The organism is Negativicoccus succinicivorans (genome assembly GCF_018372215.1).
GTDB lineage: Bacteria > Bacillota > Negativicutes > Veillonellales > Negativicoccaceae > Negativicoccus.
The window spans coordinates 180,978-199,932 of the sequence record NZ_JAHAJN010000001.1; the positions used below are offsets into that span (position 1 = coordinate 180,978).

Annotated in this window: 18 protein-coding genes; all 18 read right to left on the reverse strand. The window is 45.8% G+C overall.

The genetic code is table 11. From position 1 onward, the window contains the following. Nucleotide 1: 1 nt before the first annotated feature. The 18 genes from ftsX to KIB08_RS01050 all read right to left on the reverse strand — a co-directional run bounded on the left by ftsX (nt 2) and on the right by KIB08_RS01050 (nt 18,913). Complete coding sequence (gene ftsX / locus KIB08_RS00965; RefSeq protein WP_303988456.1) at nt 2–889, reverse strand: permease-like cell division protein FtsX; 888 nt, start codon at nt 887–889, stop codon at nt 2–4. Then, the gene (gene ftsE, locus KIB08_RS00970; protein ID WP_303988458.1) at nt 879–1,559 is read right to left on the reverse strand and encodes a cell division ATP-binding protein FtsE; all 681 of its coding nucleotides are present in this window, start codon (nt 1,557–1,559) and stop codon (nt 879–881) included. The genes ftsX and ftsE overlap by 11 nt, the downstream gene beginning before the upstream one ends. Continuing rightward, entirely contained in the window at nt 1,559–2,500 is a 942-nt protein-coding gene (locus KIB08_RS00975; protein ID WP_303988460.1) for a transketolase family protein, read from the reverse strand. Before KIB08_RS00975 ends, ftsE begins: the two co-directional genes overlap by 1 nt. Beyond that, nucleotides 2,500–3,333 (reverse strand): transketolase, encoded by an 834-nt coding sequence (locus KIB08_RS00980; RefSeq protein WP_303988462.1) that lies wholly within the window; start codon nt 3,331–3,333, stop codon nt 2,500–2,502. Before KIB08_RS00980 ends, KIB08_RS00975 begins: the two co-directional genes overlap by 1 nt. Next, on the reverse strand, nt 3,305–4,432 hold the full coding sequence (gene csaB / locus KIB08_RS00985) for a polysaccharide pyruvyl transferase CsaB (protein ID WP_303988464.1): 1,128 nt from the start codon (nt 4,430–4,432) through the stop codon (nt 3,305–3,307). The genes KIB08_RS00980 and csaB overlap by 29 nt, the downstream gene beginning before the upstream one ends. Further along, nucleotides 4,419–6,449, reverse strand: a complete 2,031-nt coding sequence (locus tag KIB08_RS00990) for a DUF5693 family protein (protein WP_303988466.1) — start codon at nt 6,447–6,449, stop codon at nt 4,419–4,421. The genes csaB and KIB08_RS00990 overlap by 14 nt, the downstream gene beginning before the upstream one ends. Nucleotides 6,450–6,458: 9 nt before the next feature. Continuing rightward, complete coding sequence (locus tag KIB08_RS00995; RefSeq protein ID WP_303988468.1) at nt 6,459–7,145, reverse strand: LmeA family phospholipid-binding protein; 687 nt, start codon at nt 7,143–7,145, stop codon at nt 6,459–6,461. Beyond that, nucleotides 7,142–8,258 (reverse strand): peptide chain release factor 2 gene (gene prfB / locus KIB08_RS01000; RefSeq protein WP_368487374.1). Its coding sequence is split into 2 segments (ribosomal slippage): nt 7,142–8,188 and nt 8,190–8,258, totalling 1,116 coding nucleotides; the frame shifts between segments, so codons are not numbered across the junction. Before prfB ends, KIB08_RS00995 begins: the two co-directional genes overlap by 4 nt. Nucleotides 8,259–8,273: 15 nt before the next feature. Next, nucleotides 8,274–10,727 (reverse strand): preprotein translocase subunit SecA, encoded by a 2,454-nt coding sequence (gene secA / locus KIB08_RS01005; protein WP_438362029.1) that lies wholly within the window; start codon nt 10,725–10,727, stop codon nt 8,274–8,276. A 117-nt stretch (nt 10,728–10,844) separates the two neighbouring features. After that, nucleotides 10,845–11,396, reverse strand: coding sequence for a ribosome hibernation-promoting factor, HPF/YfiA family (gene hpf / locus KIB08_RS01010; protein WP_303988472.1), 552 nt, complete (start codon nt 11,394–11,396; stop codon nt 10,845–10,847). A 133-nt stretch (nt 11,397–11,529) separates the two neighbouring features. Next, on the reverse strand, nt 11,530–11,727 hold the full coding sequence (locus KIB08_RS01015; RefSeq protein ID WP_075938691.1) for a cold shock domain-containing protein: 198 nt from the start codon (nt 11,725–11,727) through the stop codon (nt 11,530–11,532). Between the two features lie 119 nt (nt 11,728–11,846). Beyond that, complete coding sequence (locus tag KIB08_RS01020) at nt 11,847–12,566, reverse strand: amino acid ABC transporter ATP-binding protein (RefSeq protein WP_303988475.1); 720 nt, start codon at nt 12,564–12,566, stop codon at nt 11,847–11,849. Then, nucleotides 12,553–13,218 (reverse strand): amino acid ABC transporter permease, encoded by a 666-nt coding sequence (locus KIB08_RS01025; protein ID WP_075938689.1) that lies wholly within the window; start codon nt 13,216–13,218, stop codon nt 12,553–12,555. Before KIB08_RS01025 ends, KIB08_RS01020 begins: the two co-directional genes overlap by 14 nt. A gap of 143 nt (nt 13,219–13,361) precedes the next feature. Further along, nucleotides 13,362–14,144 carry a basic amino acid ABC transporter substrate-binding protein gene (locus KIB08_RS01030; RefSeq protein WP_303988478.1) on the reverse strand — a complete coding sequence of 261 codons (783 nt, stop codon included), beginning with the start codon at nt 14,142–14,144 and terminating at the stop codon, nt 13,362–13,364. 63 nt (nt 14,145–14,207) lie between these two features. Then, nucleotides 14,208–14,987, reverse strand: coding sequence for a basic amino acid ABC transporter substrate-binding protein (locus tag KIB08_RS01035; protein ID WP_303988480.1), 780 nt, complete (start codon nt 14,985–14,987; stop codon nt 14,208–14,210). Between the two features lie 192 nt (nt 14,988–15,179). After that, nucleotides 15,180–16,628, reverse strand: a complete 1,449-nt coding sequence (gene gltX, locus KIB08_RS01040; RefSeq protein ID WP_303988482.1) for a glutamate--tRNA ligase — start codon at nt 16,626–16,628, stop codon at nt 15,180–15,182. After that, the gene (gene ispD, locus KIB08_RS01045; protein WP_303988484.1) at nt 16,629–17,795 is read right to left on the reverse strand and encodes a 2-C-methyl-D-erythritol 4-phosphate cytidylyltransferase; all 1,167 of its coding nucleotides are present in this window, start codon (nt 17,793–17,795) and stop codon (nt 16,629–16,631) included. After that, complete coding sequence (locus tag KIB08_RS01050) at nt 17,792–18,913, reverse strand: PIN/TRAM domain-containing protein (RefSeq protein WP_303988485.1); 1,122 nt, start codon at nt 18,911–18,913, stop codon at nt 17,792–17,794. The genes ispD and KIB08_RS01050 overlap by 4 nt, the downstream gene beginning before the upstream one ends. Nucleotides 18,914–18,955: the final 42 nt, after the last annotated feature.

An 18,955-nucleotide genomic window follows, 5' to 3' on the forward strand; every position in this document is an offset into this window, starting at 1 on the left:
GCTATACCTTCATGTACTTGTGCACCGAAATCGCGCTGCCGACAACGCCGATCAAAATACCGGCCACAAGTAAAATGGCTGCCACTTGCGCAATAAAAGGATATACCGGAATCAAGGGCAAAAATGCAAATCCATTGGCAACTAATTCCCGCAGCGCCCATACGTACAATTGCCACAAGAAAATGCCTGCAAAAATGGCGCCTATTGTACCGAGAATCATACCCTCCAAAAGAAACGGCCAACGAATAAATCCGTTCGTAGCGCCGACGTATTTCATAATTTCTATTTCTTTACGTCGCGCGTAAACGGTCAAACGAATCGTATTGGAAACGATAAAAATCGTAGCAAAGGCCAGGAAGACAATCAAAATCATCCCAGCGATTCTGACAATCTGCGTGAATTGGAATAATTTTTCAATTGTTTCCTGTCCGTATTGAACGCTTTCCACTTCTGGATAGTTCACAAATAATTCTGCACCGTGATGGACTCCTTCCGGTGTTTCGTAAACGACCGTAAAGGAAGATGGCAACGGATTGCCATTTAAGGAATCCAGCAAGTAACTTTGATCGCCCAAGCGATCTTTAAATTCCGCGAGTGCCTGATCCTTATTTACAAAAGCTACGGACTTGGTCTGAGGAACGCTTTTAATTTTCTGTTCCACTGCATGAATCTGCTCTGACGTCAGTCCGTCTTTTAAGTACACACTTAGCTCAACCTGATTTTCCAGGTAAGAAGCAGCGTGATTTAAATTCCAGACTGTAGTCATGAACATGCCTAAAATAAACAGGGATAAGGTCACTGTCAAAATCGAAGCGATTGTCATCCAGCCGTTACGAAAGAACGAACGAAACGCTTCTTTGAGAAAGTACAAAAAGGTTCTAATTTTCATCGTAAGCCCCTTTCTGTACATCACGCACAATCTCTCCGTTTTCAATCGTCAGAACACGTTTATGCATACTATTAACGAGCTCTTTCGCATGCGTCACCATGATGATCGTGGTACCAAGATGATTGATGTGATTAAACAACTGCATAATGGTTTGTGCTGTGGCCGGATCCAAGTTTCCTGTCGGTTCGTCGGCGATTAAGACAACCGGGCGATTAACCAGTGCACGGGCAATCGCTACGCGTTGTTGTTCGCCCCCCGACAAATTGGCGGGTAATTGGTTGGCTTTGGCTGTCAAATTGACAAGCTCCAACGCGTTATGTACTTTCTGCTTAATTTCAGTGCGCGAAACTTCCATAACTTCTAAAGCAAAAGCGACATTTTCAAATGCCGTTTTGTTCGGCAAAAGGCGGAAGTCCTGAAAAACGATCCCGAGTTTACGGCGCAGGTACGGGATCTTACTCTTTTTTAAGCGATTAACTTCAATCCCGTCGACGAAAACTTTACCTTCGTCCGGCACGGTTTCATGCGAAAGCAGCTTAATAAAAGTAGATTTCCCCGCCCCACTCGGTCCGACGAGAAAGACAAATTCACCTTTTTCAATATGTAAATTTAAATTTCGCAATGCGGTATTATTACCGTACCGCTTGCTCACATTTTCAAAGCGAATCATTATACTCTGCTCTTTCGACTGATAACACGTTTCGAGGCTAGTACAATATGTGCTGCTGTCAAACCGTACTTCTCCAACAACGCATCCGGTGTTCCGGACTCCCCGAAAGTATCTTCAGTACCGACCATTTCCATGGGCGCCGGTGCAGATTGAACCAGCACCTCGGCAATCGCCGCACCTAAACCGCCAATCATATTGTGTTCTTCACAAGAAACAATCGCGCCGGTCATCTTGACCGCTTCATGGATGGCCGACACATCAATTGGTTTAATGCTGCTCATATTGACGACTCGTGCTGAAATCCCTTCCGCATCAAGAATTTCCGCTGCCTCTAATGCCGGCGCCACCATTACACCGCACGCCATAAGCGTTACATCGGCGCCATTACGCAATAATGTCGCTTTGCCCGGTGTAAACGTACAGCCTTCGGGCATAACATCCTCCACTTTGGCACGGCCCATACGAATATAAACCGGACCTTCATAGTCAGCGGCCCAACGAATAATAGCCTTCGTTTCGGAGGCATCCGCCGGAACGGTTACCGTCATATTCGGCAGTGTACGCATCAGCGAAATGTCTTCGAGCATCTGGTGCGTCGCTCCGTCTTCACCGACAGTCAGACCGGAATGCGTCACCGCAATTTTAACGTTGAGTTTAGGATAGCAAATAGAATTTCGGATTTGTTCGTAGGCACGACCGGCGCCGAATACAGCAAACGTCGAAGCAAAGGGAATTTTTCCCGTTGTCGCAAAACCTGCGGCAACCCCCATCATGTTTTGCTCGGCAATACCACAGTTAAAATGTCGTTCGGGAAAGACTTTTTTAAATTCCGCTGTTTTGGTAGACGAAGATAAATCAGCATCCAAAACAACAATCTTTGGATTCTCGGCCCCCAATTCTTTCAGGATTTCGCCGTATGCATCACGCGTTGCTTTGGCCATTATTCATCCTCCAATTCTTTTATATACAAGTTGTATTGTTCGAGCGATGGAGCTTTGCCATGCCAACCTGCCTGATTCTCCATTTCACGAATTCCTTTGCCTTTTACGGTTTTCATAATAATAGCAGTCGGCATGTTCTTTGTTTCTCGCGCTTCGGTAATTGCTTCGTGCAGCGCATTGATATCATGGCCGTCCACTTCAATAGTATGCCAATTAAAGGCGCAGAATTTTTCCGGCAATGGTAACGGCGACATAACATCAGTAATTTTACCGTCGATTTGCAATCCGTTAAAGTCGACAAACGCCGTCAAGGTATCCAGTTTATAATGGCCTGCAAACATTGCAGCTTCCCATACTTGACCTTCCTGCGATTCGCCGTCACCTACAATAACAAACGTATGATACGCGTCATTTTCAAGTTTTGCATTCAAGGCCATACCGCATGCCGCACTGAATCCCTGTCCAAGAGAGCCTGTCGTCATTTCCACCCCCGGTGTATGTTTCATGTCCGGATGGCCTTGCAGCATAGCATCAATTTTACGTAAATGCCAAAGTTCGTCTTTAGCAAAAAAGCCCTTGCCCGCCAATGCCGCGTACAAACCTGGTGCAGCATGGCCTTTGGAAAGCACCAAACGGTCACGATTCGGACGATGCGAATCCATCGGATCGATATTCATCTCCACGTTATAAAGCAATGCCAGCAAATCAGTAATTGATAATGATCCGCCGGGATGCCCACTTTTCGCGTCTGTCACCATTTTTAAAATATCACGACGCATTTGCCGGGCAAAGGCTGTGACCTCGCTAAATTGTTTCTCTGTGAGTGCTGTCATTATGCTTCTCCCTTCCCAATAACCGGAGTGCGTAGTCCGCTGTCGCTTCCGAGCGGGAGCGCAAGATCGCTATTTGTTTACGCTCCGTATCGGAAACACCTGCCTGTAAACGTTTCAAAGTAAGTTCTACCAATGCATCGACATCCACAGTGTCAATGGTTGCAATAGCTTTTTCGCCAACGCTTTCCAAAAAACGATCCACTTTCGGGTCATACGAAATTCCTACCGAAGGTACACCCATTAAAGCGGCAAAAATCAGCGCATGCAAACGAATACCTACTAACACATCCAGGGCGCCGATAATTCCCATGAGTTCTGCGGTGGTATATGCTTCGTCCAAAACAACCGCCGGCTTCTGCATGGCACTTGCAATATCTTCGGCCGCCGCTTTATCTTCCGGGTATTGCATCGGTACAAAAATGATCTGGCCTTCTGTCCGGTGCTGCAGTTCATCGCAGGCTTGTACAAGTTTATGCTTATACTGACCGTTTCCGGGCCATTCACGCACCGACACGCCGATTTTCGGTGCAATGCCGGAAACACCGTACCGTCGCATTAACATGCGGCCGATATCAGGATCCCCCGGATGCATCGCCAACACGGCGTCCGCTGTCACGGCAATCGGTGGGGTTGTAACACCCAGCTCGGTCAAAAGTGCTTGCGAGCCTTCGTCGCGAACCGTAATCGCTTGAGTACGATTCAAAACATCTCTCACCGTGTTGCGAGCCGCCGGTCGGAATAACGGTCCGATCCCCTGTGCATATAAAAACACCGGCTTTTTACACCAAAGTGCCAAACGAATAATGCCCAGATAATAATACAAGCTACGTTTGCTCGTTACATCTTGCAGCAAGCTCCCACCGCCGCTGATCAGTAAATCACAACGACTTACTTCGCGCAAAATTTGAGGCATTGCCAAACGGGAAATGGCGCGTACACCATGCGTTTCGCGTGTTTGTGCAGGGTTACCGGAGATAGCGGTCACTATTGCGTTGGGTTCACGTTCATACAATGCGCCCAAAATAGCCGTCAGCATCGCTTCGTCGCCGGCGTTTCCAAATCCGTAATAACCGGATATCAGGATTCTAGGCCTCTTCATTCGCCCGACTCCTGTATCCGTTCAATGCACTTAACACATAAGTTCCGAGAATCACAATAACCCCTACCAAGATACCAATCAATACACCATTTACACCCCGTAACGTACTCATCCATAACGGGGAGCGCATATGTGCAAACGTTTCTACTATCGAAGCTTGGCCAATACCCGCAGCGATGACCAATAAAAAGTGCAACCACTGCGGCCAACGTTTCGCCAAAGCAAGAGGTACAAGCAAAAAGGCCGGATGTCCGATCAAGAATTCTTTTGACCGTGGACGCACCGCAAGCGTTGATTCCAAGAAACGTCGTAATGAAATTTCCAACTGCGATACCGGTACTCCTTCTTCATGGCCGCTGCGACCAATGAAAATCAGTCCTGCAATGCCGATAAATCCGGCCAACATCAAGGTTCCTACGCGTACCGGCAGGTGTAAAAACCGAGCAGCGAAATCAGGAAAATCTTGCCAATTCTCATACGCGTGACTGCGAAACGTCGGGAAAATGCGTACATATAAAATAGCTACACATATAACCGGCAATAAAAATGCCGCTTTAACGCCGCGGAAAATTTCCATTTCCATAAAGAAAGGCGTCGCCGCTAATATTGCACTTAAAAGCCAGCCACCAAGAAGAGAAAACAGACTGACAAGCGCCAATTGCACAATCGCTTTCCCGAATAAACTCCAACGCGATTCCATTTCGTGCCAATCGACTTGCCGCCAATAACGGAAAACACCGTACATGGCTACCGTCGGCGTAGTCACCGCAATCAACAAGCCTGCTACCTGACGAGCAAGAATTTGCCAGTGGGTAAAAAGCAAAGTCCCTAAGCCGATAAACGTAAGCAGTGCCAGCCCATAACCGATTTTTCGGCGAGCTCCGGTCAATGCACAAAATGCGGCTCCGGTTAATGCGCCCACACCCAATAATACGAGCAACTGTAAAGCGCGACTTTCATGAAAATGAGGCATGACGCTTGCCTTACCGAGTGTGTAACCGTGCGCCTGCAGTTTTTCAGCCGTTAAAGCGATGTAGCTCGTGTCCGACTCTAAAAGAGTTTTGCCGGGAATCGGTCGTTTATACGTGGAAAACAAATTTAATCGAATATTACGTTCCGTGTCGCTGATGAAATGACGCTGCGAAGCCTCCTCCGCGCTCAATTTCACCAGTTCATCGCGAAACATACTATAGGCGCGCACACCATAATAGTCCAGGTGTTTCACCATATCCACGGCGCCCAGCTGCTTTTCAAATTGCAACTGTGTCGGCGATTCCAGCAACGCCACCGGAATGCCGCGCGCCTTTAGTCCTTCGCCGATATAATCCATCTGGCCAGGGTATCCGAATGCTTCCTGGCCGACAAAAATAATAGCGCGCACAGGTTCATTTGCATCCAAGCGTGTCAGGAAATGATCCGCCTTCGCCTTAGTCATAGCGGTATAATTCGTTGGTCGTACAACTACGCCGAACCCACGGCTCTGAATGTCTTTTATTTCAGCAGCCGAAATGCCGAGACTCATTTGATGGAGAGCCTTTTCGTCAATCGCCTTAATTCCCAGCATGAATTTTCCGTCCGATGTGGTGGCTTTCGTCACTGCGCCTTGAGGCAGTCGTAAAGCCAAGTCTTCGCTTGCTTCCTGCAAACGTTCATTGGCTCCGGTTTTTTCGGTCGCCGTCATAACGACAGAATCCGAAGCCATGCCCAAGCGCATTTTATCCTCTGTTGAAAGTTGGGATGAGATCTGTACATAACCGTTGTTGATAAGTTTTTCAACGGTAGCGTCATAAACGGCAAAAGACGTGACGCCTGCCTTGCGAAACAGGGCAAGCGCCTCGTCTACAGTTTTTCCTTCGCTTGCTGCAAGTTCCGTGACATGTCCGTAATCATAGACCATTTCCACACTGCGATTGGCGTTTTCAACGGTCATTCGTTGCCAATTAACGGCACCTGCAGCTATAAATGCAATCCCCAACAACACTATAAAAATCGCATTCTTTTTCAAATAATCAAACATCGGTCCATCCTAACGAACCAACGCCGTCATAACGACGCTGTGATTGCTGAGTTCTACTTTATTCGCTGTAACAGGCCATGGGAAGTCACGGAAATCATACACCTTAATCGGTTTCATAAAATTAGTCGTAACACCGGCAAAGCCCATATTATTAAATTTCAAATCGGTCGGACGAATTTGCAGAACATTGTCATATAAAAGCGGTTCACCCGAAACAAGAACCGTACCGGATAATAATCCGGCCAAGTCAACATTACCGGTAACGTTGATTTGGCGATCATCAATTTTCACTTGTAAATTGTCGATATTATCGACATGCCCCTGCAGGTAAGTTTGCAGATCCGCTGCCGTCAATGTCGCCCCCAGTGTACCGCCGCCTATAGATTCCGGTTCAAAACGGTGGTCAGCGAGCAATTTCCGCATGTTAAATTTGACGTTGTGTAAATCAATCGTCAAGCGATCATACGTCAACGGATCTAACGCTACCCGCGAGCCGTCAGCACGAATATGGCTCACCGTTCCCGCCAAAAGCAATAACGGATTCTGTAAATCCATTTTCACTTCCATTTTTTCCGACGGCACTTTTTCCGCCAGATAGCTTTCCAAACCGTTTTCTACCATCTTCGGTAACGCAAACCACCCTACCCCAAAAACGATTAAGAGCAGAATGATGATAAGCAGGAAAAATTTTTTCATGGTTTCGCCTCAGATTTCTTCATTTTCTGTTTTAAATAACCTTCAATGAACGGATCTAAATCGCCATCCATGACCGCTTGCACATTACCGGTTTCTACACCGGTACGATGATCTTTTACCATCGTATACGGATGGAATACATAGGAACGAATCTGGCTGCCCCATTCAATAGCTTCATGCGAACCGCCAATATCTTTCCGCAACTGTTCGCGTTTTTCCAATTCCAATTCAAACAGTTTCGCCCGTAAGAAGCGCATGGCCTGCTCACGGTTCTGCATCTGGGAACGTTCATTTTGGCATTGCACCACAATGCCGGTAGGCAAGTGTGTCATTCGCACGGCGGAACTCGTTTTGTTGACGTGCTGACCACCTGCGCCGCTGGCGCGAAAATAATCCACACGAACTTCGTCCATATTAATATCGACAACTACATCATCAGCAATTTCCGGCATGACATCGACCGCGGAAAACGAGGTATGTCTCCGTGCTGCTGCGTCAAACGGTGAAATGCGCACCAAGCGATGTACTCCTTTTTCCGCGCGCAACATGCCGTATGCATTTTTACCCTCAAAAGTGACGGTCGCACTTTTTACACCGGCATCATCACCGGGCAAAATATCGGCCAATTCCACTTTAAAGTGATGCTGCTCGCCCCAACGGGTGAACATCCGCAACAGCATTTGTGTCCAGTCCTGTGCTTCGGTACCTCCGGCTCCTGCATGCAACGTCAAAATCGCGTTATTGCCGTCATATTCGCCCGACAGCATCAGCTCGATCTCTTTGGCCTCTACGATGGCGGAAAGCTCATCCAATTCGTTTTGAATTTCCCCTTCTAGCGAGTCGTCTTCCTCCGCGAGTGCCAACTGCCAAAGTTGTTCCACTTCTTTGATGCGTTCCGAAAGCGATTCATACGTTTCGATCGTATCTTTTAAATCCGTTGCTTCTTTGGAGACCTTTTTCGCATTGTCGGCATCATTCCAGAAGTTCGGATCACTCATCTTTATATCGTAATTGACCAATCTTTCCTTTAATGTAGGCAGGTCAAAGTGAATCCCTGATTTCTATGATTCTCTCTCTCAAACTTTCCAACGGCTGTTTTAAATCTTCCAGCATGTGGGCATCACATCCTTATTTTTGTAATTTCTTTTCCACCGGTTCAATTGGAGCCGGTTCATCGCCGAAGTGCGATGTCGCGTGTTGCAGATGATCTTCAGTTTCCACAGGTTGCATAAACGTGATCTGAATATGGTACAGATACATGACAACCGTTTCCTGAATCGACTGCATCATTTCCTGGAACATTTCGTAGGCTTCGAACTTGTATTCGACCAACGGATTCTTTTGTCCGTAGGAACGCAAGCCGATCCCCTCTTTAAGCATATCCATGGCATCGAGGTGATCCATCCATTTCGCATCAACCACCTTGAGCAGAATCGCTTTTTCCAGCTCACGCATGTTTTCCGAACCGATTTGTTTTTCGCGTTCTTCGTACATACGGTGCGCGGTATCCAAGAGTAAATCCAGAATATCCTGACGGCTTAAATCTTCAATCTGTGCCAGCGTAATTTGTCCCGGTGCAAGATAATAGCTTTCCAAGTACTTAAGCATCCCCGGGAAGTCCCATTCTTCCGGGTACAATTTTTCATCCGCGAATTGATTCATCGCATCTAAAATGATGCGATCAGTCATAGACAGGATTTGCTCTTTCAAATCTTCGCCCATTAAAATTCGGCGGCGTTGATCATACAGTACTTCACGCTGCTGGTTCATGACATCGTCGTATTCAAGGATGTATTTACGGATATTAAAGTTACGATTTTCTACTTTTTTCTGGGCTTTTTCGATAGATTTTGTAACCAGACTGCTCTGAATTTCTTCGTTTTCTTCCATTCCCATCTTATCCATGATTTTGGAAATGCTGTCGGAGCCGAAGATGCGCATCAAGTCATCTTCCAGCGAAAGGAAGAATTGAGTAGACCCGGGATCGCCCTGGCGGCCGGAACGACCGCGCAGCTGGTTATCGATACGGCGACTTTCATGACGCTCCGTACCGATAATATGTAAACCGCCTAATTCCGGCACTCCTTCACCCAAAACGATATCGGTACCGCGCCCGGCCATATTAGTGGCAATCGTGACCTGTCCTTTTTGCCCGGCTTGTGCAACAATTTCCGCTTCCTTTTCATGGAATTTGGCGTTCAAAACATTATGCGGAATTCCCAGCTTTTTGAGCATATGACTGAGTTCTTCCGACTGCGCAATCGACGTTGTGCCGACCAATAACGGCTGTCCGTTCGCGTAGCGTTTCTGAATTTCGTTAATAACCGCACGATATTTGGCGGTTTTGGTTTTATAAATCACATCCGCCATATCAACACGCTGAATTTGCTTATTCGGCGGAATGACAAATACTTCCAGACCGTAGATTTTGATGAATTCCTGTTCTTCCGTTTTTGCGGTACCGGTCATACCGGCAAGTTTGTCATACATACGGAAGTAATTTTGGAAAGTAATCGCAGCCAGTGTCTGACTTTCGCGCTCAACTTTCAGTCCTTCTTTCGCCTCAATCGCCTGGTGCAAACCGTCCGAATAGCGACGACCGAACATTAAGCGACCTGTGAATTCATCGACAATAACGACTTCTCCGTCTTTCACCACGTAGTCTTTATCGCGAACCATCATCGCATGGGCACGCAATGCCTGTACGAGTAAATGGTTGTATTCAAGGTTTTCCGAATCGTAGAGGTTCTCCACATTCAGCATTTTTTCGACTTTGGCGATGCCCTGCTCGGTCGGCGCAATGGTTTTCGCTTTTTCGTCGATCGTATAGTCTTCGTCTTTGATCAGCTTCGGTACCACTTTCGCCATCGTGTAGTAGTGATCCGTAGAGCGCTCACCGGGGCCGGAAATAATGAGCGGCGTACGCGCTTCATCGATCAAAATACTGTCCACTTCGTCAACGATACAGTAGTGCAACGGGCGTTGCACCATTTGTTCGGCATGAATAACCATGTTATCACGGAGATAATCAAATCCGAACTCGTTGTTAGTGCCATAGGTAATATCGGCCGCGTATGCTTGTTTGCGTTGCGCAAAATCCAGATCATGGACGATCAAACCAACAGAAAGGCCTAATGCGTGGTAAAGTTTCCCCATCCATTCGCTGTCACGTTTAGCCAGGTAGTCATTAACGGTAATAACATGCACGCCTTTACCGGTTAGTGCATTCAGGTACACCGGCAATGTTGCAACCAGCGTCTTACCTTCGCCCGTTTTCATTTCGGCGATATTACCGCTGTGAAGGACCATGCCGCCTAAAAGTTGTACGTCGAAATGGCGCATGCCCAATACGCGACGCGAAGCTTCGCGCACAACGGCAAACGCTTCCGGTAAAATATCATCCAATGTTTCGCCGTTATTAAGACGGCGCTTAAACTCATCCGTTTTGGCTGTCAAAGACGCATCACTCAACTGCTTGATGCTGTCCTCCATGGCATTGATATCGGCCACTGTACTGCGCATTTTATTCAGTTGGCTGTTTTGTGAGCCGCCAAACAGTTTTTCTAAAAAGCTAAACACCAATTCCCACTCCCTTTGATCATTTTCCCTCTATCTCGGGATATATCTAATTTATTGTATCAGATGGCCATTTTGTAGTCAAAAAAGGAGGGGTTATAACCCCTCCTTTTTTGATATTTTTTATTTTTTCGTTTCAATCACTCCGTATTTTCCGTCATCACGTTTGTAAATAACAGAAATCAGATCTGTTTCCTCATTTTTAAAAATAAAGAAATTATGATCCAAAAGGTGCATCTGCAAAATCGCTTCTTCCGTCGACATCGGTTTCATGCCGAAACTTTTATGTCTAACGACTTCGAACGATTCGCCTTCCGGCTCGGCTCCATGAGCGTCTGCCGGAGCAGTCGGTGCAAGAATCCTATCATTCAAGACCTGACGACCTTTGAAACGCTTGGCTAAACGCGTTTTGTATTTATGAATTTGACGTTCCAATTTGTCAAAAACGATATCAATGGACTTGTACATGTCTTGCGATTTTTCCACGGCACGAATGAAAATGCCGTCTACCTGCATCGTCGCTTCTGCTTTTTGGGTATTTTTAGTGACCGACAAAAGAACATGCAAAGAAATCTCTTTGTCGAAATAGCGTTGAATCTTGTCCGTATGCTTTTCAACATACTGCTGTAAAGCAGGCGTTACATCCATACTTTTACCGCGAACTGATAATTTCATATGATTTCCTCCCTGCATAGCTTTTTTTCTTGCTTGATAATATATTCGCCGTTGACACGCATTATCCTTTTTTATAACGAAAAACACATCCCTAGGGATGTGTTTATTGATGTTTATATTGGAAAAGAAAATCTTAACGTTTATAAACGTTCGCAGCTTGCGGTCCACGCGGTCCTTCGACAATGTCGAATTCTACTTCTTGACCTTCGCTGAGGCTTTTGTAGCCATCTTCCTGAATCGCGGAGAAGTGTACAAATACGTCGCCACCATCTTCACGTTCGATGAAGCCGTAGCCTTTTTCAGCGCTGAACCATTTTACTTTACCTTGCATGCCAATTCCTCCTGACAAAAAACAACTACCGCACATGCGGTTACTTTTGATATGGTAGCATAATGCAATGCAAATTGTCAATTTATTTTTAATGATGATGTTGCATGTTTAAATTTATTTTATAAAATTTTAGACAAAAAGGACTGCGTACGCTTTTCTTGCGGTGCAGTAAAAATCTGCTCCGGCGTTCCTTCTTCAATGAGCATACCGTCATCCATGAAAATCACGCGATCACCAACCTCGCGAGCAAATCCCATTTCATGAGTGACCACAACCATCGTCATGCCTTCCAAAGCGAGCTTTTTCATGACATCCAATACTTCACGAACCATTTCAGGATCCAACGCGGAAGTCGGTTCATCAAACAAAAGTGCTTTCGGCTTCATCGCCAATGCACGAGCGATCGCGACACGTTGCTGCTGGCCGCCGGACAACTGTTCAGGATAGGCATCTTCTTTATCGGCGAGACCGACTTTTTGCAGTAATTTACGCGCATTTTCGACCGCTTCATCACGACTTATTCTGCGCACCTGCATCGGCGCTAAAATAATATTTTCCAGTACCGTTTTATGCGGGAACAAATTAAACCGTTGGAAAACCATCCCGACTTCTTTCCGAACATCATTTAAGTTCGCTTTATTGGAAAGATCTAAGCCATCCACTATGATGGAGCCCGATGTCGGTGTTTCCAAATAATTGATGCAACGCAGAACGGTACTCTTACCCGATCCGGAAGGACCGATAATAACGACCACTTCCTTTTCTGCAACAGAAAAAGTAACGTCTTTCAGCACCTTCAACGAACCGAAATCTTTATACAAATGGTTAACGTTTATCATGAATCGTATTTCTCCTCTCCAAGAAAGCCACCAGCTGTGTAATGGAGACTGTCATGATTAAATAAATAATCGCAACCGTGGTCCAAATTTCGAAAGAACCGTATGTTTTGGCAATAATCAACTGGCCGCGACGAGTCAATTCTTCAAAGCCGATAACCGATACCAATGATGTATCCTTGAGCATGGCAATGAATTCATTCCCGAGCGGCGGCAGAATCTTGCTGAACGCCTGCGGTAAAATAATCAGGCGCATGCTTTGCCACCACGTAAGCCCCAACGACCGGGCCGCTTCCATTTGACCGGCATCGATCCCCTGAATACCCGCCCGGAAAATCTCCGAGACATACGCGCCACTATTGATACTGCACGCAATAACGGCGGCGGCAAAGGGATTAATCTGCTGGTGGATTAAAAGCGGTAGAGCAAAATAAATCAAAAAGATTTGCACCAGAAGCGGCGTTCCGCGAATCGTATCGGCATAAATAATCGCTAAATATTTTAAGGGTTTGATATTCGACAGGCGCGCGATGCCCACGCACAAACCGATAAAAAAGCCGATGCCGACGGCTAAGGCTGTGATTTCAATAGTTACCAGGGCACCTGCTAAAAGCAAGGGCAACGAGTCCCCAATTAATTGGAAGTTAAAGCTCATGATCTCACCTTTCTTAATATTTGATAGGTCTTATTATATTTGCATTTTTATACAAAGTCAATGGGATTTATTCATGTCTCGTGCTCTTATTTAATTCAAAAAAGAACCGTCTGCTGGCAGACGGTTCTTTTACTAACGTATAGTTATTTCTGCGTACCAAACCATTTTTCATAAATTTTTTGATATTCACCATTATCCTTGAGTTTCTTGAGCGAAGCGTTGATTTTTTTCATCAATTCTTGATTGTCTTTGCTAACCGCAATACCGTAATCTTCCGCTTCCAAAACGTCCCCCATGATTTGAAACGCTTTATCCGCATCTTTCTTCATGTAATCCTGTGCTACCGGTAAGTCGATCATAACCGCATCGGCACCGCCATTTTTCAACTGCAGAAATGCCTGATTGGCCCCATCAAAATTAATCACCTTGGCATTCGGAATTTCCGAGGCCAACATCGAACCGGTATTGCCGATTTGACAAGCAATGGTTTTACCTTCAAGATCCGCTTTACCTTGAATATCCTGGTTCGCTTTATTGGTGACAATCGCAACGCCGGATTTGTAGTACGGATCACTGAATAAAACGACATTTTTACGTTCATCTGTAATCGACATCGCTGAAATAATAACATCAATCTGCTTACTGTTCAACGCCGGAATCAACGCATCAAAGCCCATGCTCTTAAATTCGACTTTGTAACCGAGATCCGCCGCAATCGCATGGATCAAATCCAAATCAAATCCGCTGTAATTGCCTTTCTCATCCGCGAATTCAAATGGCGGGAATGTCGTTTCCGCACCTACCCGTAATACCTTGTCTCCACCTGCTGCGCCACCCTTATCCGCATCGTTACCGCCGCAACCGGAGATCAACAACGCCAACGAGCAAATAACCAGCATTAACAATTGTGTCCATTTTTTTGCCATTCCGTTCACACTCCCCTTCTTCTAATATATTTATTTTACGTAATCGTTCTTAAAATTTCAAGTTTACTTCTCCGGCATGACCGGTGCGTCCTGGTTGAAATATTTTTGATACAGAGCATCCAAGGTACCGTCTTTTTTAAGTTCCTGCAGCGCTGCATTAATTTTATCTTTCACTTCTTTATTACCTTTTTTTACTGCGATACCGAAATATTCCGGCTCCTTGCTTTCAATCACGCTTAGTTTAGCTACACTGTCTTTTTTTGTTGTCAGATAGTATTGCAGCACCGGCAAATCAGCGATCACCGCATCTACGCCGCCTTTCGTAAGTTCAAGTAATGATTCGGAATTGTTATCAAACGTCCGTATTTCAAGATTGGAAATTTCAGACGTTTTTTCCGCCGCCGTCGTCCCCAATTGCACCGCTACTTTCTTCCCGCTCAATTCGGAAAGATCCGCCACTGCTGTTCCGTCTTTCGTCAATACACCCAAACCGGATTGATAATAAGGGAAGCTAAAGTCTACTTTTTCGGTACGGGCTTTAGTAATCGTCATCCCTGAAACCGCAGCATCAATTTGTTGCGTTCCCAAAGCAGGAATCAAACTGTCAAATGAAATATTTTTGTATTCTACCTGCATGCCCGCTTTTTTAGCGATTGCATTAAACAATTCAATATCAAAACCGTTCAATTGATGCGAATCGTCAGTGTATTCAAACGGTACGAACGTTGCATTGGTTCCCACTTTCCATGTAGTGGACTGTGGCGCATCCGATTTTGTCCCACCGCAACCGGCCACTGCTAATACAGCTATACACAGAGCTATCCATTTCCACCATTGTTTCATAACTCTCACTCCTTTATCGCCTTCGTTAAATAAAATATACTATTGGCTCTCCTGATCTCTAAAACGAAATTCACCACCCTTGAAATATTTTTTATAATTATACATAGTTGTGTATTTTAAGTCAAGTTTTTTACAAAAGAAAAACACGGTGGGTACTCACCGTGTTTTTCTTTTCAGCCAGATAGCTTGCTATCATTGCTTTTGCAAAAGTCGGGACATCGCTTCCGCTTTACCCATACTGTGCACGAGTCCACCAATATCCGGACCATGCATTGCACCGATCAGAGCAATTCGCAACGGCATGTAAAGGTCTTTGCCTTTAATGCCGATTTCTTTTTGTACTTCTTTAATCGCAGCTTTGTAATATTCAGCCGTATCTTCCGGCGCATTTTCCAACTTCGCACGATACGCTTCCAAAACGGTCTTGCTGGTATCCTGCGCAAGTATCCCCTGCATTTCTTCTGTCAGTTCCGGCGCCGCTTCATACAAAGGACGCGCAAGTTCGATGATCTGTTCACCATAAGACAGATGTTTTCGATAAAGTTCACCGATCTCGGCAATCTTAGCGCGATCCTCCACGCCGGCATCTGCCGAAATAAATCCCGCTTTTTGCAATTGCGGCAACAATATATCCACCAACTCATCCGTAGACAGGTTTTGCATATAATGGAAATTGATCCAGTTCAGCTTATCAATATCGAATACTGCCGGATTTTTCGAAACATGATCCATAGAAAATTGTTGAATCAATTCTTCCACCGAATAGATTTCTTTTTCCTCGGCACTCGACCAACCCAATAAGGCTAAGAAGTTGATGATCGCTTCCGGCAGGTAGCCCATATTTTTGTACTGCTCTACCGCCGTCGCACCGTGGCGTTTACTCATTTTCTTGTGATCCTTGCCGAGGATCAAAGAAATATGGCCAAACTTCGGCTCTTTAAACCCAAGTGCGCGATAAATCACCAGCTGACGCGGCGTATTGGACAAGTGCTCTTCAGCGCGAATAACATGCGTGATCTGCATACGAGCATCATCGATCACGACACCATAGTTGTAAACCGGCATACCGTCAGATTTAACAATGATAAAGTCACCAACGCCGTTGGATTCAAAACTGACGTGACCACGTACTAAATCCTCAAAAGCAAGTGTTTCATTTTGCGGGCAACGTAAACGAATCGTAGGTACGCGTCCTTCTTTTTTATACGTTTCTTCCTGTTCAGGGGTTAAATGGGCACAATGACCATCGTAGATCGGCGTTTTACCTTCGTCAAGCTGCTTTTGCCGAGAAGCTTCCAGTTCCTCGGCGGTGCAGTAACAACGATATGCTTTACCCTCTTTTAACAGCTGTTCTGTATACCGGCGATAGATGTCCAAACGTTCACTTTGACGATATGGTTCTTCCGGACCGCCGACATCGACGCCTTCATCCCAGGTAATTCCTAACCAACGTAGTGCTGCTTTGATATTCTCTTCTGACTCCCGTGTCGAACGTTCTAAATCCGTATCCTCGATACGCAAAATAAGGCTTCCGTTGGTGTTCTTCGCCAATAACCAATTAAATAATGCCGAACGCGCTCCGCCAATATGAAACGGACCGGTCGGGCTGGGCGCAAAACGCACACGTACTGGTTCTGTCATTTACTGTCTCATCCTTTCTATAATAGTGGCACTGGCCATTGCCGCTATTCCCTTCTGCTCGCCGATCGGTCCCAATTTTTCATGGGTTGTCGCGTGCACGGCAATGCGTGTATCAGGTAAACATAATAATTGAGCAAGTGTTGCGATACAATCGGAAATATATTTCTGTAATTTGGGTGCTTGCGCAATGATAGTAATCGTTACATTTTGCAGGAGAAATCCGTCCGCAAGCAGTTCCTGCACAACTCTCCGCAACAGTATACCACTCCGGACTCCACGATACTGTTCATCGGTATCGGAGAAATACGTCCCTATATCCGGCTTACCCGCTGCCGCTAACAGCGCATCCGTCAATGCATGCAAAGCACAGTCGGCATCCGAATGGCCTTCCAACGCAAACGGCGCCGGAATGGTCACACCGCAAAGTGTTACTGCATTCCCCGGTTTAGTGCGATGAATATCATACCCGCTACCGATGCGAACAATCCCCGATTGCGCAACGAACTCTTGAAACGAAAGATAATCTTTCCACGTCGTAATTTTTTTATTTGGCGATTGTGCTACCACCAATACAGGATTTTCTCCCATCAACTCCAACAAACTCGCATCATCCGTCGCTTTTTGAAGGACGGATTGTTCTTGCCGATACATCCTATAAAGCGTTTCACGCCGAAATCCTTGCGGTGTGAGTGCCAAATAAATATCGTCTCTCGGGATCGTCGTAATGCGGCGTGTTTGCGAATCCTTGTGCTTAACAGTGTCTTGTACCGATTGCACCAACAGTGCTCCATTGGCACTACTGAGAGCCGCTGCTACCGCATCAATATCTTCCGGTGTGACATAAGGACGTGCACCGTCATGGATTAAAATAAATTCCGCCGACGGATCGACGGCTTCCAGAGCCGCCTGCACCGATTCCTGCCGTGTATCCCGCCCGGTAACCAGGGTTACGGAAACATCCGGTAATAAATCATTCACCAGGTTTTGAACGATATCTTCTTCACCCGCATGTACTGCAATAACAATTTCATCACAGCATTGGGCGTTGCTGACAGCCAAAAGCGTATACGCCAAAAGAGGGCGACCGCCTACCGGCAACAGTAGTTTGTTGCAATCGGCACCAACGCGTCGACCGCTCCCCGCGGCCACTACGATAATACTTGTCATGATCCTCCTTGCTGCGCTTCATATCGAGCAAAAATCATTTTCCCTGCTGAAGTTTGCAATACCGAGGTAACTATCACAAAAACATTATTGCCGATTTGCGATTTGCCATTTTCGATAACAATCATCGTGCCGTCATCCAAATAGGCCACCCCTTGACCCTCTTCTTTGCCCTGCTTGACGATTTGCACAAGAAGTTGCTCTCCGGGAATGACGACGGGTTTGACAGCGTTCGCCAGGTCGTTAATGTTTAAAACGTGAACGCCTTGCAATTCCGCTACTTTATTTAAATTGTAATCATTTGTTATCACGGTTGCCCTATGCGCCAAGCCGAGTTGAATTAATTTTGCGTCCACTTCCGTTTGTTCATCAAAGTCCTCCGTCACAATTTTGACTTCAATAATTTTGCGCTTTTGCATCTCGTTTAAAATATCGAGTCCGCGGCGACCGCGATTACGCTTTAGGACATCTGAGGAATCGGCAATATATTGCAATTCTTCTAATACGAAGACAGGTACAATCAACGGTCCTTCCAAAAATCCTGTCTTTGCGATATCGGCAATACGTCCATCAATAATCACGCTGGTGTCCAAAATCTTGCCGTAAGGACCGGAATTTGCTTCTTTCGGTTCTTTATCCCGCCCCTGACGCCAATTGGCAATAATAGCGCTAAGCTGATTTTTTTGTCCGATTGCTAAATAAATTCCCATGTATCCCAAAACAATGCTCAGCACAATCGGAATATACGGTCCTATCAGCGGTAAATTGTTAAATGCTAAGCCAAGCAAATTCGCAATAATAAGACCGAGAAAAAGTCCGAGAATCCCCAAAACCAAGTCAAGCAAGGAAATCCCGGTAATCGTACGTTCGCCCCAAGCGGTAAACGCGCGCAATTTTCGGAACAAATACGGAGCGGCTACATTACCGACAACGTATCCTAGAAGTGCCCCCAAAAGGATGGTGCACAACCAAAGCAATGTGACGCCGAAAACTCCCCACTGCCAAAATGCCATCCCGAAGAATGCCGAATCCGCTAAATACGGGTGAAGTTGATTGGCAAGTACTACGCCAAGAATAATAAAAAGTCCAATAAACAAAAAGCGCAGTAGCTTTTCGATCATAGTTTCACCACCTTCCGCATAAATATTATCATAGCACAGCGA